The organism is Thiothrix caldifontis (genome assembly GCF_900107695.1).
In the GTDB taxonomy this organism is placed as follows: Bacteria; Pseudomonadota; Gammaproteobacteria; order Thiotrichales; family Thiotrichaceae; genus Thiothrix; species Thiothrix caldifontis.
Genome location: NZ_FNQP01000005.1, coordinates 97,114 through 122,820 on the forward strand (window position 1 = coordinate 97,114; position 25,707 = coordinate 122,820).

The window sequence follows — 25,707 nt, forward strand, 5'->3', positions numbered from 1 at the left end:
CTGCGGGGTTACTGGCAACAGGAGGCATGGCATGAACAATTTTCTGGGCATGAAACTGAAAATCCGTTCCATGATCCACATGGCGGCAGAACCGATCCCGTTTTTCTGGCCTATGCGCACCTTTATCCACCACAATCCGCTGCACGGGCTGGAACACCTGCCGTTTGCGGAAGCGGTGGCACAAGGCAGCAAACTGTTTCATGGGCGCGGTTACTTGCCCCGCAGCACCTATCAGGGCTATCTGGCACAAGGCAAGCTGGATACCGGGGTGCTGCAAGCGGAACTGGCAGCTTTCCTGAACGGGCGTGACGCTGTGGCGGGGTTGGATGTGCATGGCTGGTTACTGGCGTTGCTGACCCAGACCCGTGAACTGCCGCAACCCACCTTCAGGCTGGCAGAGGCCGCCGACATCCATGCACTGTTGCAGGGCAAGGAACCCGTAGCCACACCCGGCATCGGCATGGAGCGGCTAACAACCCACCTGCGCCAACACCTGTTGGCTGACTGCCCGGTTTACGAGGCCGTTGATGTATTGTACGGAACCCAGCTCGGCGAGGAACTGGATACCCTGCTGATCAAAACCTGCCTCGACTTTTTCGATGAAGGCCAGTCAGCCTGGGGAATGCCGGGGCGCGAACAGGGCTTTTTCCAGGCATGGCGGGAGCTGGCGTTGCACAACCCGCCCCTGTTACAGCGTACCCGCCAGGTACGGCGCATTCTGGCGGAAGCCGATACAGCGGAAGGCATCATCGCCTACGTGCTGGCGCAACTGGGCATCCCCGAAGCGCAATGGATGGCGTATTTCACCCGCGAACTGGCGCGGCTGCATGGCTGGGTCGGTTTCATCCGCTGGCGTTCCGGGGCAAAACGCTATTACTGGAACCAGCAATACCCCGGCGACCTGATCGACTTCATGGCCATCCGCCTGACGCTGGCACTGGCCTTGCTGCATTCCGGCAAGCTGCAACGCCGCCTCAACAACCGCACCGCCCTGGAAAAAATGATTGCAGAACGCCCACAGGAAACCTGGTTGCGTCTGGAACTGCACAGCAGGCAGATTCTGCCCGTCATGGCGCACACGGTGGAACGCACCTTGTCACGCGGCAAAGCGGCAGAAATGGAAGCCGTTTTCGCCACTTACACCCGCCAAAAACGCCACCATGAAGCCCACCAGCAAGCGGCCCAATTGCAGGAACTGGCGCAACGGGCAGGAGACACCGCGCGGCTAACCAGCCTGACGCTGGCAGAGCTACAAACCCTGCTCGACACCCTCAGCGTTTGCGCCCAGCACGAAGGCATGATGTGGTTACGCGCCATGGAAGCCACTGCTATCCAGCACCTGCTCGGCAGCCTGAGCTTGCCAGCCCCTGCTAATGACCGTAAACGCCCGTTCGCGCAGGCACTGTTCTGCATCGACACCCGTTCCGAACGCATCCGTCGCCATCTGGAAAGCGTGGGGGATTACCAGACCTTTGGCATTGCCGGTTTCTTCGGCGTACCCGTCAGTTTCATGGAACTGGGCAAGGGCAGCGAACTGCACCTGTGTCCGGTGATCCTGACCCCGCAAAACCTGGTGCTGGAAATGGCCGCCACCGGGATTCAGGACGACCCCGCCATGACCGCGCTGGAAAAAGCGGTACATGAACTGAAGGCATCCGTCCTCACCCCGTTTGTGACCGTGGAAGCCATCGGCTTGCTGTTCGGTTTCGACATGATCGGCAAAACCCTCGCCCCCAAGGGCTACCACAACTGGCGCAAGCACCTGCACGGCGGGCATCCGCAAACCCATCTGCTGCTGGACAAACTCAGCCGGACGCAAGCCGATTCCATCATCCGTGCCGCACAACGGGCCGTGATCGTCAAGGCACTTGAACTGGAATTCAAGCTGACACCGGAAACCGTGACCGATGCCGCCATCCGCGAATTGCGTGAAGCCGCCCTCGACAACGCATCAGCCTTGACAGAATGCCTGCAACACCTGGGGCTGGGGGAAGGATTCATCAAGCGCCTGCAAACCGATTACCGCATCAACACCCCGTTTGCCCAATGGCAACTGGAACGGCTGGGGCGGATTGGTTTCACCTTGGATGAGCAAACCCACTATGTTACAACCGCACTGCGGGCGATCGGCCTGACCGACAATTTTTCCCGCTTCGTGCTGCTGGCCGGTCATGGCAGCACTTCTGCCAACAACCCCTATGAATCGGCGCTCGATTGTGGAGCTTGCGGTGGCAACCACGGGCTGGTCAGTGCCAAGGTGCTGGCGCAAATGGCCAACAAGCCACCGGTACGCCGCCGCTTGCAGGAACAGGGCATCAGCATTCCTGATGACACCTGGTTTTTGCCCGCCCTGCACAATACCACCACCGACGAAGTGCAACTGCTGGATCTGGAACGGGTTCCAGCGACCCACCTGATGTACCTCGACCGCTTGCGCAAGAGGCTGACTGCTGCTTCGCGCCTGTGTGCACAGGAACGCATCCCGACCCTGAGCCTGGATTCCCATGCCTGCTGCAAACCGGCTGCCGCCGCTGCCTGCGCCCAGCGCAACGCGGTGGACTGGTCACAGGTACGCCCGGAATGGGGGTTGTCGCGCAACGCCTGGTTCGTGATCGGGCGGCGCGGGCTGACCAGCGCTGCATCACTGGACGGGCGGGCATTCCTGCATTCCTACGATTACCGTGTTGACCCCAGGCAGCGCTTGCTGGAAAACATCCTCACCGGCCCGTTGGTGGTAGGGCAATGGATCAACATGGAACATTACTTTTCTACCGTCGACAACCAACGTTTCGGTAGCGGCAGCAAGGTCAACCACAACGTCGCGGGCCGCTTCGGCGTCATGACCGGCAATATCAGCGACCTGCGCACCGGCCTGCCCGCCCAGACTGTCATGAAAAACGGCAAGCCGTACCACGAGCCAATCCGCCTGATTGCCCTGATCGAAGCCCCGTTTGCCCATGCGCAGCAAGCCGTGGAACGGGTGATTTCTGTCAAACGGCTAGCGAAAAATGCCTGGATACGCCTACTGGTGGTCGACCCTGAAACCCATACTGTCCATCTGTTCGGGGATGGCGGCTGGCACGTACACCAGCAGCTTGCCACCACCGAACCTACCCGCCTGGAGGAAGCCCTGGCATGAACAACCTTACCCTCAGCCCGCTGAAAAAACTCGAAATCATCCTAGAAGGCGCATACCAGGAATTTGCCACCGACCTGCTCGACCACGCCGGGGTGAAGGGCTACACCATCATCAACAACTTGTCCGGCAAGGGGCGGCAGGGGTTCCACGAAGGCCACCTGATGTTCAATGAAGAAGACCTGCTGATCATGATCGTCGCTGCCGTGCCGCCGGAACTGGTGGAACCGATCTTGGGTGGCTTTACCCCGTTTTTCAGCCAGCATTCCGGGGTGGTGTTTGTCTCTGACATTCAGGTGATGCGGATGGTGAAGTTCAAGGGCGGGGAATAGGCCGGGCTTCAGGATTTGGCCGCCACCGGTTCGCCGCTGGCAGGGCATGTCTGGCCGGTCATGGATGATGCCCCCCACACGGCAGGCGTAACACCACGCGCGTCCCGTGCCCTGCCTGGCTGGCGATCGCAATACAGCCGCCGTGTTCCTGAATGATTTCCTGCACGATGTACAAACCCAGCCCCATACCATGTCCGGGTTCGCGGGTAGTGAAAAACGGCTCGAATATGCGCGGCAGGGTGTCGGGCGGGATGCCGGAGCCGTTGTCTTCGATGCTGATTTCGACCATCGGCTGGCGTTTGCTGAGGTGGCAACCCAACTCGCCCACCACTGTGGCGTCCTTGGGCAACGGTGTACCTGAGAAACTGCACGCTTTGGCACTGACATGCAGGCTCAGGTTTTCACCACTTTCCGCTGCATTGCGCAACAGGTTGATGAACACTTGCTGCAAACGCTGCGGGTCGGCAGGCAGGGTCAAATCCGGCGGGATGTGGTTTTGCACGGTCGTGCCGGATTTGCGTACCTGCCCACGGATCAGTAACAGGGTACGTTCCAGCAGGTCGGCAAGGTTGACCGTTTCCAGCCGGGGTTCCTGCCTGCGCCCGAAATCCAGCAGGGCATCAACAATCCGGCGGGCGCGTTCGGTTTCGTTGTCGATGGTCTGCGCCCACTCGCGCAGGGATGCATGGTCGGCAGTGTCGAGTTCCTCCAGCAGCAACTGGCAGGAGGAGGAAATGTTCGACAGCGGGTTATTGAGTTCGTGGGCAACGCCGGATACCAGCACACCGATGGCTGCGAGCTTTTCCGACTGGATCAGGCGGCGGCGGCGGGCTTCGAGTTCATCCAGCATCCGGTTGAAAGCTTCGCGCAGGGAAATCATTTCGGTGTTGCGCGAGTCGGTTTCCAGCCGGTCAAAACGCCCTTCCGCGATGGGGTTGAGGTCTTGCATCAGTTGTTTCACTGGCGTAATAACCGAACGGTCAAGCCGCCAGCCAACCAGCAACAACAGGGCAGCAAAAATCCCGATTCCGATAACTTGCGCAGACTTAGCATTTGCTATCGCATGCTGTAACAACTCACGCTCGTGCAGAGCAAGTTTTTCAGTCAGTTGCGACAGGTGATGCCCTTCAGTACGGATACGGTTTTCTGACCCCAGATCAGCAGGTGATAGCTCAATATAATGGTTTAAGAGGTTCTGGTACTCCTGCAAACCACTGCGCAACTGTGCCAGTTGTTGTGGTTCGCCTACCGCAGCCAATGCAGCGGGGGAGGCATCCAGTTCCTGTAATGCTAATACTGCGAATTTACTCGCCTCCTGTCCAGCATTGGGATCTTGGTATAGGAACAGATTTTTTTCTTCACGGCGCATGTCCTGCACGGCAGTTTCGAGACGGGTAATCGCCATACCGTCTTCCATCCGCTGCTCCAGAAATAGCAAATCCAAGGAAGTAAAGGCAGTGATCCCAACTGCCAACACAGCCAAGGTAGAAAATGCTGTCGTGATTTTTCGGTGAATGCTGATCATCAGGGTATTTCAGACTGCAACAGAATGTTTCATTATGTAACATACAATAATACGAATAACAACCCATTATAAAACATAAGCTTATGTGAAATTCACAAATATTGCGTTGCGACTTGCAACGGTAGGTATGTGAAGTAAATATTATTGTCCTAATTAATTTTTCCATAAAAACAATAGCTTATATTCAAATTCCAGTTGGCACAGCCCTTGCTTTCAATCTCTTTAACATTATCAATACTTTAGGAAACTGGCACAAATGTCTGAAAAATTAAACCACCTGACAAGCCTGATGGCAGATCGTACTGAATCCAGCCCACCTAGGTCTGAACTACGGGAATGCCCGGCACCTTTCATTTTGTTGCTGGTCTTCCTCATGTTGTTTGCCCCGATCTTTATTAATTGACACACAAGGAAAACTAATATTAAAACTTTAACCACAGCCCTGAATATATTTGCGCATTGTTAATGACACTTTTAGAGCAAACACACTAAACTCAGTGGAAGACTCAAATTGAGCATGTGTAGTCATGAATCATTTTCTTGCGCGGGAAGACTTCCCCCACCTGCTAAGTGCATTAACACAAGCGGGATATGGTTGTGTTGGCCCGCAAATCCGCCAAGGCGCAATCGTGTTCGACCACTTACACAGCGTCACGCAACTGCCCCAAGGCTGGCAGGATGAGCAACAACCGGCGCATTACCGCCTACAGCAAACCGATTCGCCTTATTGGTTCAATTGGAGCAATGGTGCATCCGCCATTAAACCGTATACCTTTGCCCCGCAAGAAAACCTGTGGACAGTGCAACGCGACCAGAGCGGGCGCTTGCGCTTTCAAGCCACCCTGCCACAACCGCAAAAAACCGCCATCATCGGGGTACGTGCCTGTGACCTTGCCGCACTCGCGCTGCAAGATCAGCACTTTTTACACGGCAAGCATGTCGACCCGTATTACCAAGCACGGCGGGAGAGCTTGCTGCTAATCGGGGTGAATTGCACCCACGCCGCTGCCACCTGTTTTTGCGTATCAACCGGCGATGGCCCTGACATTCGCCAACCTTACGACCTGTTATTAAGCGAAATTGCGGCAGGTTTTCTGCTGAGCAGCGGCTCCACAGCAGGCGCGACCCTTGCCGCCCAATTGCCGCTTACCCCCGCCAGTGATGCGCAACAACACACCGCCCAGCAGCGAATGCAAGCCGCGACCCAGCAGCAGCGCCATTTGCCCGCTAAACCGCCCTTGTTTGCACACCTCGATCACCCGCACTGGCAAACCGTTGGCGCACGCTGTCTGGCTTGCGGCAACTGCACCAGTGTTTGCCCCACCTGTTTCTGTCATCAAGCGGTGGAAATCCCGGATCTGGATGGCGACACCAGCCGTCATGAACGCCGCTGGGATTCGTGTTTTCAACCCGGTCACAGCTACATCCACGGCTGGCAAATTCGCAGCAATGCCACCGACTATTACCGCCAATGGCTGACGCACAAACTCGCAGGCTGGCATGAGCAATTCGGGCGCAGTGGCTGCACGGGTTGCGGGCGCTGCATTAGCTGGTGTCCGGCGGGGATTGATTTGACCGCTGAGGTGGAACAACTGGTATGAAACCCAATGATTACTTACCACACGAAGTGCAAATCGTCGCACGGGTGCAAGAAGCCCCGGATATTTTCACCCTACGGCTGCGCTTCACCGATCTTGCCCACCATGCGCGTTACCACTTTGACGCAGGGCAATTCAATATGCTGTACCTGCATGGGGTGGGCGAAGTCGCGATTTCGATTGCCTCTGACCCGAAAGACACGCATTTGATTGATCACACCGTGCGGGTTGTGGGGCGTGTCACCAAAGCATTGGCGCAATTGCAAACCGGTGATTATTTGGGGTTGCGCGGCCCTTTCGGGCGAGGGTGGCCGATGGCAGCGGCGCAAGGGCGCGATGTCTTGCTGATTACCGGCGGCTTGGGTTGTGCGCCGGTGGTATCGGTGGTGCATTATGTATTGCGGCGACGCGCCCATTACGCCCGCCTAGTCATTATGCAAGGGGTGAAACACACCCACGATTTGATTTGGCGCAGGCAATACGACACCTGGGCGGCAGCTCCCAATACCCAAGTATTGCTCACGGCTGACCAAACCGGGCAAGGCTGGCCGTTCAACACTGGGCTAGTCACGCAATTGATTGGGCAAGCGCAATTCGACCCCGCCAATGCGGTCGCCATGTTGTGTGGCCCGGAAGGGATGATGCGAGCCACCGCCCAGGCGTTGCAGGAACGCGGTTTGCCCGACCATGACATCTGGTTGAGCATGGAACGCAATATGCACTGCGCCGTCGGGCATTGCGGGCATTGCCAATTCGGCAGCAGCTTTATCTGCAAAGACGGCCCGGTTTACCCGTTACCAGAAATCAGCCACCTGTTAGGGGTGAAGGGGTTTTGACATGCCACTGCCAACGGTTGCGGTACACAAATTTTCCTCGTGTGATGGCTGTCAGTTAGCCTTATTGAATGCGGGGGAGGCGCTGTTACAACTGGCGCAACGGGTCAATATCGTGCATTTCGCCGAAGCGGGCATGTTGGCTGAAACCGCGCTGGTTGATATTGCCTTGGTGGAAGGCAGCATTAATACCAACCACGATGTGCAACGCATTCGGGAAGTCCGTGCCAACAGCCGCTATTTAATCACGATGGGCGCGTGTGCCACGGCGGGCGGGGTGCAAGCTTTGCGCAATTTGCAGGACGCGCAGGGCTGGCATCAAGCCATTTACGCCCACCCCGAATACCTCGATAGCCTTGACACCGCCACTGCGATTGCCCAACACGTCAAAGTCGATCTGGAATTGTGGGGTTGCCCGGTCAATACCCAGCAAGTGCTGCAAGCGCTTAGCAGTTTAGTGCACGGCGCAACCCCCGCCATCCCTCAAGAAAAAGTCTGTGCCGAATGCAAACGCCGAGGCAATGTGTGCGTGTTGGTGTCCGAAGGCAAACCGTGCTTAGGGCCAAGTACGCACGCCGGTTGCGGGGCGATTTGCCCAGCATTTGGGCGCGGTTGTTACGGCTGCTACGGCCCGCAAGGAGTGATTTATGCCGGAATCCCGTAAGCTCAGCATTCGCGTTCCCATTCTCACCCGCGTGGAAGGCGAAGGGGCGCTGGAACTCGACATTGATAACGGTGCGATTACCCACCTTAAATTCAGCATTTTCGAGCCGCCGCGCTTGTTTGAAAAACTGCTGGAAGGCCGCGATTGTCAGGAAGTACCCGACATTACCGCCCGCATTTGTGGCATTTGCCCGGTGGCGTATCAAATGAGCGCCGTACATGCGGCTGAAATGGCGTTTGGCGTGACCATCAGCCCCTGGGCGCGGGATTTACGGCGTTTGCTGTATTGCGGGGAATGGCTTCAGAGCCATGCCTTGCACATTCATTTGCTGGCAGCACCGGACTTTTTGGGGTTTGACTCCGCGTTGGCAATGGCAAAAATTTTTCCCCATGTGGTCAAGCGTGGGCTGACGTTGCAAGGTTTGGGCAATCGCCTGATGCGAGTGATTGGCGGGCGTTCGGTGCATCCGGTGAATACCTGTGTCGGCGGGTTTTATGCCGCACCGCCGGTCGCCGAAATGCAGGCATTGCGGGTGGAACTGGCTGCCGCGCAGGAAGAGGCTTACGAATTGGTGCGCTGGGTGGCGCGTTTGCCGATGCCTGCTGATGAGCAGGATTTTGTATCAGTCGCCTTGCAACACCCCGATGAATACCCATTCAATGAGGGGCGGATTGTGTCTGATGCAGGGTTGGCAATTGACAGCGCGGACTACGCCCAGCATTTTGAGGAATTTCAAGTACCGCATTCCACCGCGCTACACGCGCATTTGCACGGCAAGGCGTATTTGGTGGGGCCATTGGCACGGGTCAATGTGTTGCATGAGCAATTGCCCGCGCATTTGCTGGCGCTACTGGCAGGCAGCGGGGTGCAATTCCCCAGCCGCAATATGTTCCACAGCATGGCAGCACGGGCGCTGGAAATCGCTTACTGCATTGATGAAGCCTTGCGCTTATTGGACAGTTACACCCTGCCCGACCAGCCGTATGTTGCGTTTACACCGCGTGAAAGTACCGGGTTTGGTTGCACCGAAGCACCACGCGGAATGTTGTGGCATCGCTATGATTTTCATGCCGATGGCACGGTGAAAACCGCGCGGATTGTGCCGCCCACCAGCCAGAATCAGGCACGGATGGAGCAGGATTTGCACCAGTCGTTACACGCTTTCGGGCTGGACAATGACGATGCGGCACTGCGCTTGCGGGCAGAGCAGGTGATCCGCAATTACGACCCGTGCATTTCGTGTGCCACGCATTTTTTGCGGCTGAAGGTCACGCGCACGTGAAAACCGCCATTATCGGCATCGGCTCACCGTTTGGGGATGATCAAGCAGGCTGGCTGGCGCTGGATGCGTTGCAACAAGAAACGTGGGTGAAAGCGCAGGAGGCAGCAGGCATCCTGACACTGCAAAAACTGGATCGCCCCGGCATGAGCTTACTGGAACACTGGCACGGTTATGACCATGTGATGCTGATTGATGCAGTCATTTCCACCCAACATGCGCCGGGGATGCTCTTCAAGCTCCAGCCAGAGGAATTAGCGTTACTTGAATTCCCCACTTCATCCCACGGCTTTGGTATTGCAGAAGTGCTGGCGCTGGGAGAAACCTTGGGATTATTACCCAAACAACTCGACATCTGGGGTGTCGCGGTGCCATTTCACAACGTTGACTCAAATTCCCTTACCACTGGAATTATCTGTACTGGTGTAGCTGACGTTCTTGATTGGAAATAAATATCCAGTAATACAGGAACGGATATGCGCAAAATAGCCGCCACCTTGATCAGGGTAGACACTTTCGCTTCCTGGATTTCGGCACGCATTAACTTGTGCCACGTCTGCCGGGATAACCCCGAACGTGTGGCAGCGTCTTTCATGCTGATATTTAAGGTTTTCATCCGACGTTGCACATAGCTTGCTAGATCTATTGCTGACATTTGGTCACCCCTCAATGACACTCAGAACCTTGGTATCAGTGTCACTATTTGGCAGGGGCGTAACAAGGTGGGAATTTCCACCCTTGACAGCATGAAGATACGTCTATAGATGATTCAACAATTGGAGTAATCCAATTTTTCTCCGTATTTAGCAGAAATACCGGGTAAGTGATCGGGTAGGGTTTGAAACAGTTACCATAAAATCTATCTAAATCTATTCAAACTTTATCATCTTGGTTAGGTTTATAAAAGCGTTGTGCCGTTTATCCGTAAAAGATAGCAGCAAAAGCACGGATGACTAGACAACTATCACACCGTGCTGCATTCTGTTTGCCATGATCATCAGCCACAAAATCCGCCTTGACCCCAACCATAAGCAAGCGACGTACTTGGCGAAAGCCGCTGGCACAGCACGGTTCGCCTACAACTGGGCGTTGGCAGAATGGCAAACCCAATACGCCGCATGGAAAGACGATAACACCCAGCCAAAACCCAACCAAATGCGCTTGCGCCGCCAATTGAACGCCATCAAACGCGAACAATTCCCCTGGATGCTGGAAGTCACCAAAAACGCCCCGCAAATGGCGATTATCCAACTCGGTGCAGCTTTCAAGAACTTCTTTGCGGGACGCACCCAGTACCCGCAATTCAAAAAGAAAGGCAAAAGCCGCGACAGTTTCACCCTCACCAACGACCAGTTCAGCCTTGACGGTTGTCGCATCCGCATTCCCAACCTTGGGTTAGTGCGGATGCGGGAAACGTTACGCTTTTCCGGTAAAATTCTCTCTGCCACGGTTTCCCGCACCGCTGACCAGTGGTTCGCCAGCATCACCGTGGATACCGACCAACATCATCTCCCGCCTGCCAAAAACCAAGGCACGGTAGGAGTGGATTTGGGCGTATCTGCACTGGCAACCCTATCAACGGGGGAAAAAGTGGTTGGGGCAAAGCCGCATAAAGCCTTGCTTTCCCGCCTAAAACGGCTCTCGCGCAGCCTGTCCCGCAAGGTCAAAAGCAGTGCCAACCGCCACAAGGCGAAGCAGAAGCTGGCAACACTTCACGCACGTATTGCCAATATCCGCCAAGACAGTTTGCACCAGTTCACCACGGATTTGACCCGCCGTTTTCACACCATCGGCATTGAAAACTTGAACGTATCGGGCATGGTGAAAAATCGCCATTTATCCCGTGCCATCAGTGATATGGGGTTTTTCGAGTTTCGGCGGCAACTGGAATACAAGGCGGAAATGCGCGGTGCGGTGGTCGTGGTGGCTGATCGGTTTTTTGCTTCGAGCAAAACCTGTTCTGCTGCTGGCTGTGAGCATAAAGTGGACAAGCTGCCACTGTCGGTACGTGAATGGACTTGCCCCGTTTGCGGTGCAGTCCATGACCGTGACGTAAATGCCGCCAAGAATTTAGAAGAATACGCCGTGAGTTACACGGTGTCTGCCTGTGGAGGGGAAGGCTCTGGTCTTGGGCGCAAGCCGAAGACGAAACCAGCCCCCGTGAAGCAGGAATTCAACACCATGACTACTTTTAGTTAGCTATAAGTAGATTTGGGTAGGTTTGAAATAACGGTTTTCATCGGCAAGCCTGTGATGAGGAAGGGAAGCAAGCGACGCTCTTTCACACTCAGCTTTTCCAACAGTGCCGTCATAAAAAAAGCATTTAACTGCGGTCGTGTCATCACATGTGCATGAAAAAGTTGGGCGCAGCAAAATAATGCTTCAGCACGCTCCCGCAACAACCGTTGGTAAGCTGCATCTTTGTCAGCACTAATGCAACTAATTCCCCCTATGCCAATGCCACTTTGGAGCGGAATCGTCATCCCATTACGGATACCGTAATCCTCCCGCGCCGTAACAACTATATTCTGCTCATGCTTGCTTAAGTGACACTTACGGCTTTCCCCCCACCAATCAATGAGCTGGCTTTCACCCTGAAGGATTTTTTTTACCGTGAAATCGTGTTGTTCAAAGCCCGCTTCCTGATAATGTTTAAGAAAACCGGGGCTGTACGAACCAGAGGTTTTGAACAGTGGCACTATCGACAAGTGAGCATCGAGGTATATTTGTGGCACAAAGGTATACATGACACTTTCCACCCCCAATGCTTGCATTTGCCGTTCATAAGCCGCAAATGCTTCATCCAGCGTTGTTGCCTGGAACAACGCTGCGATGAAATGCATCGGGTTAAACACCCCTGTCACACAGGCATGACCTTAACCATACAATACAACCCCGCATGGTTAGGCAACACCAACTCACCCTCAGCATTGACACATTTCCAGTGAGAAATAGCGGCATTGCACGGCGCACCCGGCGCACGTAAGCGTACAGCCAAACGTGCTGTTGCACCCGGCGGAGTCTCAGGAATCGCAACACTCTCATTAACCGGCAACAAGTTATCGTCCTCTTGCCCACTCACGCATTGTAAACGCCAACCAACCCAAGGCTCCTTGCCCAGATTAGCCACCTCCCAGATTTTCTCGAACTCCTGACCGACATGCACTTCACTGGTATCAGGAAAAGTCACATCAGCAACAAAGCCCAGTACAAACGCGGTATTGCCTTCTCTGTGCGCGACCTGTGAAACCTCACGACCGTTGAAAAAGATACGCAGCATACTGAGTGGATGTGTTTCCAGCGTATCGGCAACCTGAATCAGGGTAGACAGGCGTGCTTCACCAATTTCGGCACGCAGCAGCTTGTGCCATGTTTGGCGTGAAATACCGGAGCGTTTCGCCGCTTCGGTTGTGGTCATGTGCAAAGCACGTAGACGCACTCGTAAGTAATCTGCCAAATCTAATGCAGACATAGTTATTATCCCTCAATGATCAACTGACATTGGTCAATTTAACAGAAAGGAAATCAAGGCGATAGAGTGTACAATATTTTAGATATGCACTATATATAATGCATGTTTCACTAAAACCATTATTTTGCACTCTATACAATACATGGATATGACATTATTAGGGCAAACCTTACGTGATGCCCGAAAAAAACAACATTTTACCCAAGCCGATCTCAGTGAAAAGGTGGGCATGAGTCGTGCCACGCTCTCTGGTATTGAAAATGGCACCATTACCGAAATCGGTATTCGCAAAATCATGGCGCTCTGTTCGGTATTAGGGCTGGAATTAATCGCCCAACCCCTTGCGCCACGCCGCCCAACCTTACACACCCTAGTGGATGAAATCACCCAACGTAAAACAGGCCGCCACTCATGAGCAAGCAAACCAACACGGATCAAGGTAGTCTCGATATTTATGTACAAGGCGAACGCAGCGGCACACTAGGGCGTAGTGCGATGCGCTCCCTCAGCTATGTGTTTGGTTACTTAGCGGATGCCACGCCTCAACAAGCGGTATCGCTTACAATGCCCGTCATGCCTGACCAATACGGCTATCAGCAAGGCGTACACCCTATTTTTCAAATGAACCTGCCCGAAGGTGAGTTACGTGAATTATTGCGTAACCGTTTCCAGAAAACGGTGCAAAATTTTGACGACCTTGCACTGCTGGGCATTGTCGGGCATTCACAAATTGGGCGTATCCGCATTGCACCAGCCGGTATGGAACCCGATACCATGCCGTTGCAAGACATGCAGGAATTACGCACTTACTCTGGAACAGAAGACCTGTTTGCCGATTTATTGCAACGTTATGCCCGCTATTCCGGGATTTCGGGAGTGCAACCCAAAGTGTTGGTTCGTGATGCCGACACCGTAGCAACCGCCGCACAATTGGAACAATTCAGCTACCGTGACGCTACCCACATTGTCAAAGGCTGGAATCCAGAACGCTTCCCACAACTCGCGGCAAACGAATACTTTTGTATGCAAGCAGCTCGCAAAGCCGGGCTAGAAACCCCGGAAGTCGAACTCGCCGCCCAGGGGCGTCTGTTAATCGTCAAGCGTTTCGATCTGAACGACAAAGGTGGCTACCTCGGCTTTGAGGATTTTTGCGTTCTGAATGGTTTGGCAACCGATGACAAATACGTTGGCAGTTACCAAGATATTGCACAACGCATCCGCCAATTCGTCTCACCGCAACGGGTACACGAAGCACTGGAACAGTTTTTCCTCTCCCTCGCGCTTACTTGTGCAGTACGTAATGGCGATGCACACCTGAAAAACTTTGGGGTTCTCTACGATGACCCCGAAGGCGACATTCGCTTTGCACCAGCATTTGATATTGTCTCCACCACACCCTACATCCCCAACGACACACTCGCGCTGTTATTCGGTGGCAGCAAAGTATTCCCGGAACGCAAAGCGCTGCTGGCATTTGCCCGCCAGTTTTGCAATATCAATGAACGTCGTGCCAAACACCTGTTGGAATGGGTTGCCCACGGGCTGGAAACCACCTTGCCGGAATTACAGTCATACCAACAGCGACACCCCGCTTTTGCCGACATCGGCGAACGGATGCAAAGTATCTGGAAGCAAGGAATTGCCGAACTGATGGGTATCCATTAGTATTCATCACTACCTCACCACTGGATTATTAATAGTATGATGAAATACTTAGCGCATGTAGGCTGGCTAAGCTGTTGCAGCCTATTGCTGGTGCTACCCGGTTGTGATACCCGCGTTGAAACACCGCCAACCGATACACCTAAAGTCACGGTATTGGAAACCTACATCCAGTCACTGACTTTAGAAGATGAAATACTCGACACACGCTTTGGCAAGCTGGCGATTACCCACAGCAAAACCGATATGCCCCCGGATACCCTCACCCTGGATAAGCAACAGCTCTTTCAACAAGAAGGGTTTTACCTTTCACTGCATTACTACGTCAAACAAAATACCCGCGATGTGGTATTGTTTGGCTCTAATTGTGGTGGCACTGCCTGCCCGCAACACCAGTTTTACTTCCTGCTACTGAATAAAGACACCACCCCTGAAATTGTCACCCACCCCGATTTCAGCGCAATACCGGAAGATTTAACCCTGAATGTTGATGGTGATCGCCTCTTATTAGATTTAGGCTTTCAGGCAGGAAAACACAAAAATGCTGTCCTGCAAACCAACAAGCTAGGCATTGAACTGGAAACGGTTCCAAAAAGTTTTGTCGGTGAAGAAAACTGCCGCTGGCTTTACGACGAAGCCTTGGGCGCTTGCAAAGAACATCAGGAAACCGATACAAGCTGCCGTGAACCACAAATCAACTTCCCCGGCTATTTAACACGCGGCATCGCAGCCGTCAGCGAGCACCCCGGTTTTATCCATGAAGCCTTTGAGCGGCGCTGCAAAATTGCTTGCGAAAGCACCAAAATCGTCGACTACCCCACCTTTGCCAAAGAAGTATGTAGCAAAAGCGAGTAATTACTCGCTCTTGCCCACAAAGCGTAATTGCCGTTGATTACCACTTTTACCTGCCACTGATACCAGCGCTCGATTCTTACGGGCTTCGCTCAAAAACGGAATTTGCCCCTTTTGCCCTGTCACCGCATAATCTTTCAGCAAGGTATCCTCCAAGACCGCCTGCTCAATCCCTAGCACAGCCTGCCCTGCCCCGTGAACCAACACAAACAAGCGCGGTAATGCAATTTGATGCGTTTGTTGCACTTGTGCATAAATCCAAACGGATAATTCCCAGAAACGTGCAAAAGGCGCATCCCCCAAGAGCAATGGCAAGGTATGGGTGAAACGCCCGGAATTGGCAATCATGTCCCAATAACGCGCAAACCGATTCATCTGTTGCAGGGTGTCAAAATCCACCCGATCGGTACGCAAAATATTGTACGGTGGCTGCGGGTTATACACCATCCCAAACGCTGCGGTGTGGCGGATAATCGGCGTTCCCCGTAAACGCTTGAGAATTCCCACCTGAATTTCGTGTGGATTCAAACGGATCAAACGGTCAAAACCCTCCCCGAAACTGGTTAAATCCTCCCCCGGCAAACCAAAAATCAGATCCGTATGCAAATGCGCCTCAGAATGTTCACGCAACCAGCGAATATTGTCAGCCGATTTGGCATTATCCTGCTTACGGCTGATCAAGGCTTGCACCGTTGGATTGAACGTCTGAATACCAATCTCAAACTGCAAAGAGCCTGCCGGAAAACGGGCAATGCGCTCCTTCAGCACCTCCGGCAAATGATCAGGAATCAACTCAAAATGCAGAAAGGTTTCCGCATCCAAGCGTTCCAGAAAAAAATCCAGAATCGCTACCGTCGTCGCTATTTTCAGATTAAATGTACGATCCACAAAGCGGAACTGGCGTAAACCACGCTGCCAAAGCTGATCCATTTCCAGCAAAAAAGCTTGTAATTCAAATGGCAACGCAGTTTTATCCAACGCTGACAAGCAAAACTCGCATTTAAACGGACAACCCCGCGAGGCTTCCACATAAATAGAGCGTGTCGCTAAATCATCCACGGTGTAGTGCGCGTAAGGCAACACCAACTGCTGTAATGGTGCTTGTTCCCCCGGAATCACCTTGTTCAACGGCTTATACCCATTCAACAACTGCCCGCACAAGTGACGCAAACTAACCTCACCTGCCCCGGTAATCACATAATCCGCCTGCTGGACAATCGGCTGCTGCGCCGTTTCATAACTGACTTCTGGCCCACCCAATACAATCACCACCTCAGGTGCGAGCGTTTTAAGCAATGCCACCAGCGCAGTGGTTTCCGTGATGTTCCAGATATACACACCCAAACCAATAATCCGTGGCTGACTTGCCAAAAGCTGCTCGGCAATATCCAGCGGGCGCATCGCAATAGTAAATTCCATAATGCTTGTCTGTGCCTGCCATTCCCCCAGATTGGCGAATAAGTAGCGTAAACCCAACGAGGCATGGGTGTAACGCGCATTCAATGTGGCAAGAATAATACCTTTAATCATAAATAAACCATAATTTGTTAATTTAAAATTCTAATTAATAACGCGTCAGCATAAAAACCATACGCAACTGATTGTTTTAATGACATATAACCATTTATTATTAATTTATTAAATAAATCATAGAGATTTTCACAGCAAAAAAATGACAGAAAGCTGTCGCTACTATACACTCCAGCAACATATAGTATGTTGTTATATAAACACAGTGAAGTTGATTAGTGTCGTCAATCACTCACCCCCCAAAAACTGTACCGCTTGTCCTGTTTATCGCAAAATCTTCTTCATTAGAATATACCGATATGCTAATCTCGCCTCCAATCCTTCTATCAACCTTGATGAAATTTCTTTTTAAATTAAAAACTTAGGTTAATTTATGTTTACTGTAACACGTCTCCTAACAGTGGTTCTTCTGACCATTAGCATGGTTGGAATCGCCTCGGCAGGGCAGAAACGGCCAAACAGCCTAAAGGTAACCGCTACCGCTTATAACTCGGTTTCTAAACAGACCGATAGTACTCCAGATGTCGCCGCATGGGGTGACCGCCTAAAACCGGGCGTAAAAGCTATTGCCATTTCGAGTGATTTACTCAAACAGCATGGCCTAACCCGTGGTGATAAAGTCAGAATCAGTGGCCTCGACGGCCGCTATGTCGGTGAATATGTCGTACTCGACAAAATGCACTCACGCTGGCGCAAAAAAATTGACATCTACATGGGAAAAGATGTCCACGAAGCCAAGCGTTGGGGAAAACGCAAAGTCACCATTCATTGGTAAAAAAACCACACGATTGAAGGATTCTCTCAAGCCCGCACATTGCGGGCTTTTTTCTTGGTTGCCACAAGTTTATCATGCGCCCATGCAAACCCTAGAACCTTATGATGTTGTAATCCTCGGCGCTGGCGCGGCGGGTTTACTGTGTGCCGCGACAGCCGGAAAACGCGGACGGCGTGTGCTACTGCTGGATAAAGCGGACAAAATCGGCAAAAAAATCCTCATCTCCGGTGGTGGGCGTTGTAATTTCACCAATTTGCATGTCAACCCAGCCGCCTATTTGTCGCAGAATCCCCACTTTTGCAAATCAGCCCTGGCGCGTTATACCCCAGCCGACTTCCTCGACTTAATGCGTAAGCACAGCCTGAGCTGGCATGAAAAAACCTTAGGGCAACTCTTTTGTGACCAAAAAGCACCAGCCATCGTTGAGATGCTATGGGCAGAATGCCGCGATGCAGGCGTACACTTGCGCCTGAATACCGAGATTCAGGCCATTAGCCGCGCCACCGAGCGCTTTCACCTGCAAACCACCCAAGGCGCATTCCAAACCACCGCCCTCGTGATTGCCACTGGCGGGCCTTCGATTCCTCGCATGGGTGCAACCGATTTTGGCATACACGTTGCGAAACAGTTTGGCTTGAAAAATATCCCCTTTTCCCCAGCGCTCGTCCCCTTCACGTTTACCCAAACCATGCTGGATGGCCTGTTTGCGGGCTTAGCCGGTGTGAGTACCCCCGTTGCGGTCAGTTGTGGGGAAGGTTATTTCCGCGAAGACATGCTGTTTACGCACCGGGGCTTGAGTGGCCCGGCAATGTTACAAATTTCATCTTACTGGCAAAAAGGTGCAGCGGTACAGATTGATTTACTACCGGGGCGGGATGCTTTAAGTTGGCTACAAACACTACAGAAACAACGCCCAAAGGCCGAATTGAAAACGGTACTCGCAGACGTCTTACCCAATCGACTGGCACAACGCTTGTGCGAAACCGTGTTCCCCAATCGTCCCTTAGGACAATACGGCGACAAACTGCTGCAATCCATTGCTGAGCAATTACACGCTTGGGAATTAACCCCCGCAGGCACAGAAGGAATGCGTACCGCTGAAGTCAGTTTAGGTGGGGTGGATACCCGCGAACTCTCGTCTAAAACCTTGGAGGCTCGCCACGTACCGGGGCTGTATTTTATTGGTGAAACGGTGGATGTAACCGGTTGGTTAGGGGGATATAACTTTCAGTGGGCATGGGCATCAGGGTGGTGTGCGGGGCAGTACGTTTAGCCCCCCACACACCCATCATTTCATTATACGCAGCCAGTAGGCTTAGGCAGACCACCATATTTGGTAATGGGCTTCATTGGCCCAGTTTTCCACTGCGCGAACAGCTCTTTCTGATCCATATTGATGAATTTGGAGAATTTACGGATCGGTGGAACCACAGCCTGATCATCATAATACTCACGCGCTTTCATGATCTGTTCCCACTTGGCATCGGTCAGTTCGACACCATCAGCTTCTGCCATGGCTTTACCAATTTCCGGTGTCCAATCATCCATGCTCAGTAAGTAACCGTCACCATCGCGTGCTGGAATTTCTACACTCATTGTTTAAGTCTCCTCAAATTGCCTAGTAATTTAGTAGGGTATTTTACTGATAAAGGGGCGGGGCGTGTCAATACTCACACTGGCTATAAGCCATTGCTTACCCCGCCCACTGGCTCAAGGTGCTGCACCGGCAATCACCGTGCTGTCATTAATGGCAATGGCAGCTCCCCCCGCCAATTGGAAAGCTGCAATCTGGCGCTGCATTTCCACCGTTACCGCCAAATTAACACCAGGGTCAAGCACCGAACTGTGAGCGCCGCGATTGAAACGCACAATACCATCTTCACCCGCAGCGGTTGCGGTTCTGCTCGTCAATTGCATCACGCTTGCCAGTGGCTCCGTGCCGGACAGTGGCGCTCCCGTCACACGGTTAGGAATGACCTGATCCCCTAACACCTCAATCATGTGCACAGGATGCTTAGCCGCCGCCTGCGCTCCCAACACCACCGGGTCAGCCGGGTCAATCACCGTCTGTGCCACCACCATGAAAGCATCATACGCTGCTGACCCCGGCGTCAGCCCCGCACTGCCCAGACCCGCCTGAATCACCGGGCCAAAACTCGCCGAGCCATCCAACAACCGTGCAATTCCCCCGCCCGTTGTCACCAAAGATGCAGGCGTTGCAGCCGTTTCCGCTGCCAAATACCCCGTACCAATAACTCCCCCTAACGAATGCCCCACAAAACCGACCTTAGCGGTATTTAAAGGCACGGCAGTGATATTGCCCAAACTGCGCCGTAACACCAACAAATCCGCAATCCCTTGGCGGATATTGTCACGTGAGGTGAGTAAACTGCCTAAATTGATGAAATGCGTACCGGAACTGTCAATAACACCATCGGCTCCCGCTGTACCGGTCGAGGCATTTTGCACATCCAAATTAAAGGTACGTTCCACATCGTTCGCAAACGCGGCATTTTTGTCTGCACGCAAGGGATTGGCATCCTCTGTTACCCCATGCAACGGTAAGTCAATCGCAATTCCGACATACCCCGCATCCGCCAGTGTATCCGCGACTGCCAGCAAGTCTTGGCGGTTACGGGTAATCCCATGCTGGAAAATCACCACAGGCCAACCACCCGCAGGCGGTGTTGCCCCCGCCAACGCACTGGCATTCGGCACACTCATCAACACAGGCACGGTCTGCGTAGACGTCGCGACTGGAGCTGGATTATAGCGGGTTAAAAAAGAACCTGCTGCTCCCGACCAAGCCGTCGTCAACGGCGCGGTCGGATTCGCGGTACTGGGCGCTGTCAGGTAATACGGTACGTCTAATGTGCCGATATGCACATTAGCTTTTCCCGCTAACGCCGGAACAAAGGTATTGCTTGCCCCCAACGTCGGGGAAATCAGCAGTGGGCTTGCCGCTGCTTGCCGCTGCATCGCCTCCAACACTGGCGTAACCGATTGCGTAGTAAAACTCCAACTCAACACGATAGTCGCCGCACTGACACCTTGATTGGCAGCAATAGCCTCTTGGTTATTGATTAGTTGACGCAAGGGTTCTAACGCTGCGTACTCACCACTTAACGCTGTCGTGCTTTTTGCCAGCAAATAGGCCGAGTCACTGGTTGCCGCCCGTCCGTCACTGCCTTGAATCGCATTGGTTAACACCACCAAATAACTCGTGCTTTCCTTCAGCGGCTTCAATGGCACTAAGGCTAAGGTATCCTGCTGCGTTCCCACAGCGGTTGCCAACAATTCAGCCGCCGTTACTTCACGAACAACCCCGGTAATGGCTTGAGTAGCGACATCCTTACGCACCTCAAACACCCGCACACTGCTACCCGTTTGCAGCGAACCTGCTTTCAGACTCGCGCCAAACGCCGCTGTAATCGGTGCGGTCAGGCCAAAACCGTCCAAGGTATTCAGGCTGTTCACCAAGCCAAGCTGACCGGGGTTGGTGATGGTGGCAGTGGGAATATTCAAGGTGCCATCCGTTGACCCTGCCAGCAACAGGTCATTGGTTTGCGGAATCACGCCGCTACGAGGATCAAACCGTGCCACTGCCGTGCCCCTCCCCGTCGTGCCATTGGCGTTGGCACTGAAATCATAATCGCTGGAGTCGCCACAGGCTCCCAACCCTGACACAGCCAAGGCCAGCAGAATATTCCGTGATAAAAGCTGTAATTTCATGGGAAACTCCTTCTAAAACGACCAGTTCAATTGAGCGCTGACAATATCCACACTGGAATCGTACACACCACGCAGGGCATAACCATTATCCGTACTGACATTATCAATCGGGGTTTCATCCGTGAAAATGTGGGTGTAACCGACATCCACATCCAAATTCTTTTTCAGCTTGTAATTCGCACCAGCGGATACCCACGTCCGATCCGCATCCGGGGTACGTGCAGTACGCAATTGTGGGCTAGGCACGGGGGTTTCATCAAATGCCACCCCGCCACGCAACTTCAGGCGATCGTTATATTGGTAATTCGCCCCGACACTGTAGCGGTTCACATCCTCCCATGCCTGAGGCACATCCGTGACTAAGGAACCATCTGCCGTTTTTTTAACAGTCAGGCTTTCAAAGCTGCTCCAGTTGGTACGGGTCACATCGCCCATGACGTCTAAACGCTCATTCACTTTATGCGCCGCCGACACGGAAAAACTCGCAGGTAAATTAGCCTCTGCGGTCGCATCAGCCGTATTGAAACGGGTAATACCGGTTGCCGTCACAATGGGTTGCAAACTCGCATCAATGTCATACTCGACTTCACCTTCCAACTCATGATCCAGCGCGGAACGGTAATTCACCCCCACCCGTGTCTTTGGCGTTGCCTGGTATAACGCCCCCGCATTCACCCCGAAAGAGATGTCATCACCACTGATCGTCACCTTGCTATCGGTTGCCGCATTCGACAAGGCAGGCAAACGCGCCAGACACTGCGTCAATAATGCGCCACTGTTCGCGGCACTGGCAATGCTACGGCAAGCAGCGGCTGAATCAATCGCACTTTGTAACTCAACGTGAATGTATTGCGCACTCACCCCTGCGCCGACACTGAGCTTATCATTCACCTGATAGGCCAGTGCCGGGTTGACATTGACGGTTTTAATTGCAGATTTCAACGCATTGTAACGCCCAATCCAATCCTCTTCGTATTCAGTACCCAAGCCGAAGGGGGCATTGATACCGATACCGGCACTCAACTTGTCGCCATAGCTGCGTACCACGTAAGCATTCGGCACGGGTGCGGCGTGACCGCCATTCGCATCCGGCCCGGTTAAGGTTGCTTCAGCCAGTGCCACATTGCCCCCAGTCAGTGCCGGGTTAACCCGTGATGCCTTATCGGTGAAATCCGCCTTGGGAGCAATCACGTGTGCGGCGACACTGGTTTTTGTACCCTCACCCAAGGCTGTCATCGCAGCGGGATTGAACCAAACGACCGATGCATCATCAATCGCTGCTGCCCCACCCGAATACGCATTCCCTGCGCCCGAACCTGACTGGTTGGCCAACGCAAATCCAGCCGCTTGAACCGTGGTACTCAACGCGGCACTCACCACCGTCGCTAACACACTTTTCGCCATGAAGTTAACCATGATCAATCTCCTCCTATTTCACATTATTCATACGCTTCCATACAGCCATGACGCACCTCTCTTACGTCATGACACCTTTTCAATGCGCCTCGTCCCAATTATCGCCCACGCCACTCTCGACCAAGAGCGGCACAGCCAACTGAGCCGCTGCCGTCATGAGTGCCGTGACCTGTGAGCGCACGGTTGCCAACTCGGCTTCCGGCACTTCAAACACCAGTTCGTCGTGTACTTGCATAATCATCTTGGTGTGCAAACCACTGCTCCGTAGCCAGCTATCCACCGCAATCATCGCCTTTTTAATAATGTCAGCCGCCGTCCCTTGCATGGGTGCATTAATCGCTGTGCGTTCGGCGTACTGGCGTGTCGCCGCATTTTTGGACTTGATGTCCGGCAAAAATAAACGCCGCCCAAACAGGGTTTCCACATAGCCTTGCGCCCGTGCTTGTTCGCGGGTGTCATCCATGTACTGCTTCACACCAGGGTAACGGGCGAAATACAGATTCACATAATCCTGCGCATCACGGCGCTCAACCCCCAACTGCTTCGCCAGCCCAAATGCCGACATGCCGTAAATCAACCCAAAATTGATCGCCTTCGCCGCCCGCCGTTGTGCGGTCGTCACCGCCGCCAATGCGACACCAAACACTTCCGCCGCCGTTGCCCGATGCACATCCAAACCTTGTGCAAACGCCTCCAACAGCCCTTTATCGCCGGATAAGTGAGCCATGATACGCAATTCAATCTGGGAATAATCCGCCGCCAACAGCTTGCAACCGCTTTCCGCGATAAAGGCTTGGCGAATCCGCCGCCCCTCCTCATTGCGTATCGGAATATTCTGCAAATTCGGGTCAGACGACGATAAACGCCCGGTCGAAGCCACCGCCTGATGGTAGGACGTATGCACCCGCCCGGTATGTGGGTTAATTTGTTCCGGTAATTTGTCCGTGTAGGTGGACTTCAGTTTTGCCAAACCACGGTGTTCCAGAATCAACGACGGCAACTCATGCCCCATGTCTGCCAACTCTTCCAACACATCTTCGGCGGTGGACGGCTGCCCCTTCGGCGTTTTGCGCAACACTGGCAAGCCCAGTTTGTCGAAAAAGATTTCCTGAATCTGCTTGGGTGAGGCAAGGTTGAATTCCTGCCCGGCAACAGTGTAAGCCTGTTGCATAACCGTATGCATCCGCGCTTCCAGCTCCTTGCTTTGTTTGGCGAGCATCATGGCATCGACTTTCACACCGTTGCGTTCGATACGGGAAAGTACACTCACCAACGGCACTTCCACTGCTTCATACAACTGGCGTTGCCCATCGAGTGCTTGCAACTGTGACCAGAAATGCCGATGCAACCGCAACGTATAATCCGCATCTTCGGCGGCATAAGGTGTGGCCTGTTCCAAAGCGACTTGATTGAAGGTGATCTGGTTTTTGCCCTTGCCCGCAATATCTTCAAAATGGATGGTAGTGTGATTGAGGTGCTTTTCACACAAGGTATCGAAATCGTGGCGGCTGGCGGTGGAATCCAGCACGTAGGATTCGAGCATGGTGTCGTGAGCGATACCCCACAATTCGATGCCATGGTTGAGCAATACGCTGCGGTCGTATTTGAGATTCTGCCCAATCTTGCGCAGGCTAGGATTTTCTAACAGCGGTTTGAGTTGGGCAAACACGGCGTCACGGTCGAGTTGCGCTGGTGCACCGAGATAATCGTGTGCCAATGGCAAATAAGCCGCTTCGCCGGGTTGGATGGCAAACGATACCCCCACGATTTCCGCCTCCATATAGTTGAGACTAGTGGTTTCGGTATCGAAAGCGAATTCGCCAGCGGCTTGCAGACGGGTTAGCCAAGTGTTGAGGTCAGGTTGGGTAAGGATAGAAGAATACCCCCCATCCCCAGCCCTTCCCCCGCAAGGGGGGCAGGGAGCGAAGAGGTCACCGGTCGTACCCTCTTGTTCCTTCCCCCCCTGCGGGGGAAGGTTAGGATGGGGGGGTTCTTTCCCCAGTGCCGCCAACCGCGTCCGAAACCCATAGCGCTCATACAACACCCGCAACCTATCCACATCCTGCGGGTTAAACGCCAGCGTTTCTGGTTGCAAATCCAGTTCTACATCGCATTTGATCGTCACCAGCTCATACGACAGCGGCAGGTGCGCCAACGCTTCGCGCAGGTTTTCGCCGATCTTGCCCTTGAATTCGTTAGCACGCGCGATGATGTTTTCCAGTGAACCGTATTCTTCCAGCCATTTCACCGCCGTTTTCGGGCCGACTTTGGCAACACCGGGAACGTTATCCACCGAGTCACCAATCAAGGCGAGGTAGTCACGAATGCGTTCCGGTGCAACCCCAAACTTTTCAACAACCCCCGCAGGGTCAGCATAATGCCCGCTCATGGTGTTGATGAGATGGACACGTTCATCCACCAGTTGCGCCATGTCCTTGTCGCCAGTGGAAATAATGACCTTACCCGTGTATTCCTTCGCTAATGTACCGATAACATCATCAGCTTCCACATCAGGAATAATCAGCAACGGGTAGCCTTGAGCACGGATAATGTCCAGCAACGGTTCGATTTGGCAGCGCAAATCCTCCGGCATCGGTGGGCGGTTAGCTTTGTATTGCGGGTACAGGTCATCGCGAAACGTTTTGCCGGGTGCGTCGAAAATCACTGCCATGTGTTCCGGGTCGTAATCCTTGCGCAACTTATCAAGCATATTGAGCACACCGTGCATGGCTCCGGTGGGTTCGCCGTGCGCATTGGTCAACGGCGGCAGGGCGTGGAACGCACGAAACAGATAGGAAGAACCATCAACGAGGACAAGAGGCTTGCTGCTATGGGTAGTCATAAGGGCTGGCTTACGGCGTTAAAACCTTGAGTATAGCGGTTTCTCGCCGCCGCCCCTAT

At 53.4% G+C, this 25,707-nt stretch carries 23 protein-coding genes; 14 read left to right on the forward strand and 9 right to left on the reverse strand.

What is annotated here, in order from left to right:
- Positions 1 to 31 precede the first annotated feature (31 nt).
- Positions 32 to 3,139: a DUF2309 domain-containing protein gene (locus BLV87_RS05510; RefSeq protein ID WP_093066230.1), complete on the forward strand. Its 3,108-nt coding sequence runs from the start codon at positions 32 to 34 to the stop codon at positions 3,137 to 3,139.
- Positions 3,136 to 3,468 (forward strand): P-II family nitrogen regulator, encoded by a 333-nt coding sequence (locus tag BLV87_RS05515; protein ID WP_093066232.1) that lies wholly within the window; start codon positions 3,136 to 3,138, stop codon positions 3,466 to 3,468. The genes BLV87_RS05510 and BLV87_RS05515 overlap by 4 nt, the downstream gene beginning before the upstream one ends.
- 58 nt (positions 3,469 to 3,526) lie before the next feature.
- Here the strand turns inward: BLV87_RS05515 and BLV87_RS05520 are convergent, their stop codons facing one another.
- On the reverse strand, positions 3,527 to 4,993 hold the full coding sequence (locus tag BLV87_RS05520) for a sensor histidine kinase (RefSeq protein ID WP_093066234.1): 1,467 nt from the start codon (positions 4,991 to 4,993) through the stop codon (positions 3,527 to 3,529).
- 256 nt (positions 4,994 to 5,249) lie between these two features.
- On the opposite strand from BLV87_RS05520, the gene BLV87_RS19250 reads away from it, so the two are divergent.
- The 6 genes from BLV87_RS19250 to BLV87_RS05545 all read left to right on the forward strand — a co-directional run bounded on the left by BLV87_RS19250 (position 5,250) and on the right by BLV87_RS05545 (position 9,819).
- Positions 5,250 to 5,396 (forward strand): hypothetical protein, encoded by a 147-nt coding sequence (locus tag BLV87_RS19250; RefSeq protein ID WP_175517848.1) that lies wholly within the window; start codon positions 5,250 to 5,252, stop codon positions 5,394 to 5,396.
- A 124-nt stretch (positions 5,397 to 5,520) separates the two neighbouring features.
- Complete coding sequence (locus tag BLV87_RS05525; RefSeq protein WP_093066236.1) at positions 5,521 to 6,594, forward strand: 4Fe-4S dicluster domain-containing protein; 1,074 nt, start codon at positions 5,521 to 5,523, stop codon at positions 6,592 to 6,594.
- Positions 6,591 to 7,427 carry an FAD/NAD(P)-binding protein gene (locus BLV87_RS05530; RefSeq protein ID WP_093066238.1) on the forward strand — a complete coding sequence of 279 codons (837 nt, stop codon included), beginning with the start codon at positions 6,591 to 6,593 and terminating at the stop codon, positions 7,425 to 7,427. The genes BLV87_RS05525 and BLV87_RS05530 overlap by 4 nt, the downstream gene beginning before the upstream one ends.
- A 1-nt stretch (position 7,428) precedes the next feature.
- Positions 7,429 to 8,088, forward strand: coding sequence for an NADH-quinone oxidoreductase subunit B family protein (locus BLV87_RS05535; protein WP_093066240.1), 660 nt, complete (start codon positions 7,429 to 7,431; stop codon positions 8,086 to 8,088).
- The gene (locus tag BLV87_RS05540) at positions 8,072 to 9,370 is read left to right on the forward strand and encodes a Ni/Fe hydrogenase subunit alpha (protein ID WP_093066242.1); all 1,299 of its coding nucleotides are present in this window, start codon (positions 8,072 to 8,074) and stop codon (positions 9,368 to 9,370) included. The genes BLV87_RS05535 and BLV87_RS05540 overlap by 17 nt, the downstream gene beginning before the upstream one ends.
- Positions 9,367 to 9,819, forward strand: coding sequence for a hydrogenase maturation protease (locus BLV87_RS05545; protein WP_175517849.1), 453 nt, complete (start codon positions 9,367 to 9,369; stop codon positions 9,817 to 9,819). The genes BLV87_RS05540 and BLV87_RS05545 overlap by 4 nt, the downstream gene beginning before the upstream one ends.
- Here the strand turns inward: BLV87_RS05545 and BLV87_RS20060 are convergent.
- Complete coding sequence (locus tag BLV87_RS20060; protein WP_139282125.1) at positions 9,744 to 10,022, reverse strand: helix-turn-helix domain-containing protein; 279 nt, start codon at positions 10,020 to 10,022, stop codon at positions 9,744 to 9,746. The genes BLV87_RS05545 and BLV87_RS20060 overlap by 76 nt on opposite strands.
- 335 nt (positions 10,023 to 10,357) lie before the next feature.
- Between BLV87_RS20060 and BLV87_RS05550 the strand changes: the two genes are divergently transcribed.
- Positions 10,358 to 11,566: an RNA-guided endonuclease InsQ/TnpB family protein gene (locus BLV87_RS05550; RefSeq protein ID WP_093066246.1), complete on the forward strand. Its 1,209-nt coding sequence runs from the start codon at positions 10,358 to 10,360 to the stop codon at positions 11,564 to 11,566.
- Here the strand turns inward: BLV87_RS05550 and BLV87_RS05555 are convergent.
- Positions 11,563 to 12,210, reverse strand: coding sequence for an autoinducer binding domain-containing protein (locus tag BLV87_RS05555; protein WP_093066248.1), 648 nt, complete (start codon positions 12,208 to 12,210; stop codon positions 11,563 to 11,565). The two genes, BLV87_RS05550 and BLV87_RS05555, sit on opposite strands and share 4 nt — an antisense overlap.
- Before the next feature lie 17 nt (positions 12,211 to 12,227).
- Positions 12,228 to 12,839, reverse strand: coding sequence for an NBR1-Ig-like domain-containing protein (locus BLV87_RS05560; protein WP_093066250.1), 612 nt, complete (start codon positions 12,837 to 12,839; stop codon positions 12,228 to 12,230).
- Between the two features lie 142 nt (positions 12,840 to 12,981).
- On the opposite strand from BLV87_RS05560, the gene BLV87_RS05565 reads away from it, so the two are divergent.
- From BLV87_RS05565 to BLV87_RS05575, 3 genes are read left to right on the forward strand one after another with little or no spacing between them, the layout of a single operon-like run.
- Positions 12,982 to 13,254 (forward strand): helix-turn-helix domain-containing protein, encoded by a 273-nt coding sequence (locus BLV87_RS05565; protein WP_093066252.1) that lies wholly within the window; start codon positions 12,982 to 12,984, stop codon positions 13,252 to 13,254.
- On the forward strand, positions 13,251 to 14,504 hold the full coding sequence (locus BLV87_RS05570; RefSeq protein WP_093066254.1) for a type II toxin-antitoxin system HipA family toxin: 1,254 nt from the start codon (positions 13,251 to 13,253) through the stop codon (positions 14,502 to 14,504). The genes BLV87_RS05565 and BLV87_RS05570 overlap by 4 nt, the downstream gene beginning before the upstream one ends.
- A 36-nt stretch (positions 14,505 to 14,540) precedes the next feature.
- Entirely contained in the window at positions 14,541 to 15,356 is an 816-nt protein-coding gene (locus BLV87_RS05575) for a hypothetical protein (RefSeq protein ID WP_093066256.1), read from the forward strand.
- On the opposite strand, the gene BLV87_RS05580 is transcribed toward BLV87_RS05575, so the two are convergent.
- The gene (locus BLV87_RS05580; protein ID WP_093066258.1) at positions 15,357 to 16,883 is read right to left on the reverse strand and encodes a B12-binding domain-containing radical SAM protein; all 1,527 of its coding nucleotides are present in this window, start codon (positions 16,881 to 16,883) and stop codon (positions 15,357 to 15,359) included.
- 421 nt (positions 16,884 to 17,304) lie between these two features.
- Here BLV87_RS05580 and BLV87_RS05585 point away from each other — a divergent pair, with 421 nt between their 5' ends.
- Both BLV87_RS05585 and BLV87_RS05590 read left to right on the forward strand, forming a co-directional pair.
- The gene (locus BLV87_RS05585) at positions 17,305 to 17,658 is read left to right on the forward strand and encodes a 3D domain-containing protein (protein ID WP_245706926.1); all 354 of its coding nucleotides are present in this window, start codon (positions 17,305 to 17,307) and stop codon (positions 17,656 to 17,658) included.
- 82 nt (positions 17,659 to 17,740) lie between these two features.
- Positions 17,741 to 18,931 carry a BaiN/RdsA family NAD(P)/FAD-dependent oxidoreductase gene (locus tag BLV87_RS05590; protein ID WP_093066262.1) on the forward strand — a complete coding sequence of 397 codons (1,191 nt, stop codon included), beginning with the start codon at positions 17,741 to 17,743 and terminating at the stop codon, positions 18,929 to 18,931.
- 23 nt (positions 18,932 to 18,954) lie between these two features.
- Here BLV87_RS05590 and BLV87_RS05595 read toward each other — a convergent pair whose 3' ends face one another.
- From BLV87_RS05595 to polA, 4 genes are all read right to left on the reverse strand, one after another.
- Positions 18,955 to 19,254 carry a TusE/DsrC/DsvC family sulfur relay protein gene (locus tag BLV87_RS05595; protein WP_093066264.1) on the reverse strand — a complete coding sequence of 100 codons (300 nt, stop codon included), beginning with the start codon at positions 19,252 to 19,254 and terminating at the stop codon, positions 18,955 to 18,957.
- A 114-nt stretch (positions 19,255 to 19,368) separates the two neighbouring features.
- Positions 19,369 to 21,390, reverse strand: coding sequence for a lipase (locus BLV87_RS05600; protein ID WP_093066266.1), 2,022 nt, complete (start codon positions 21,388 to 21,390; stop codon positions 19,369 to 19,371).
- Between the two features lie 12 nt (positions 21,391 to 21,402).
- Entirely contained in the window at positions 21,403 to 22,806 is a 1,404-nt protein-coding gene (locus BLV87_RS05605; protein WP_245706928.1) for an OmpP1/FadL family transporter, read from the reverse strand.
- 79 nt (positions 22,807 to 22,885) lie between these two features.
- Positions 22,886 to 25,648 (reverse strand): DNA polymerase I, encoded by a 2,763-nt coding sequence (polA, locus tag BLV87_RS05610; RefSeq protein WP_093066268.1) that lies wholly within the window; start codon positions 25,646 to 25,648, stop codon positions 22,886 to 22,888.
- Positions 25,649 to 25,707 lie beyond the last annotated feature (59 nt).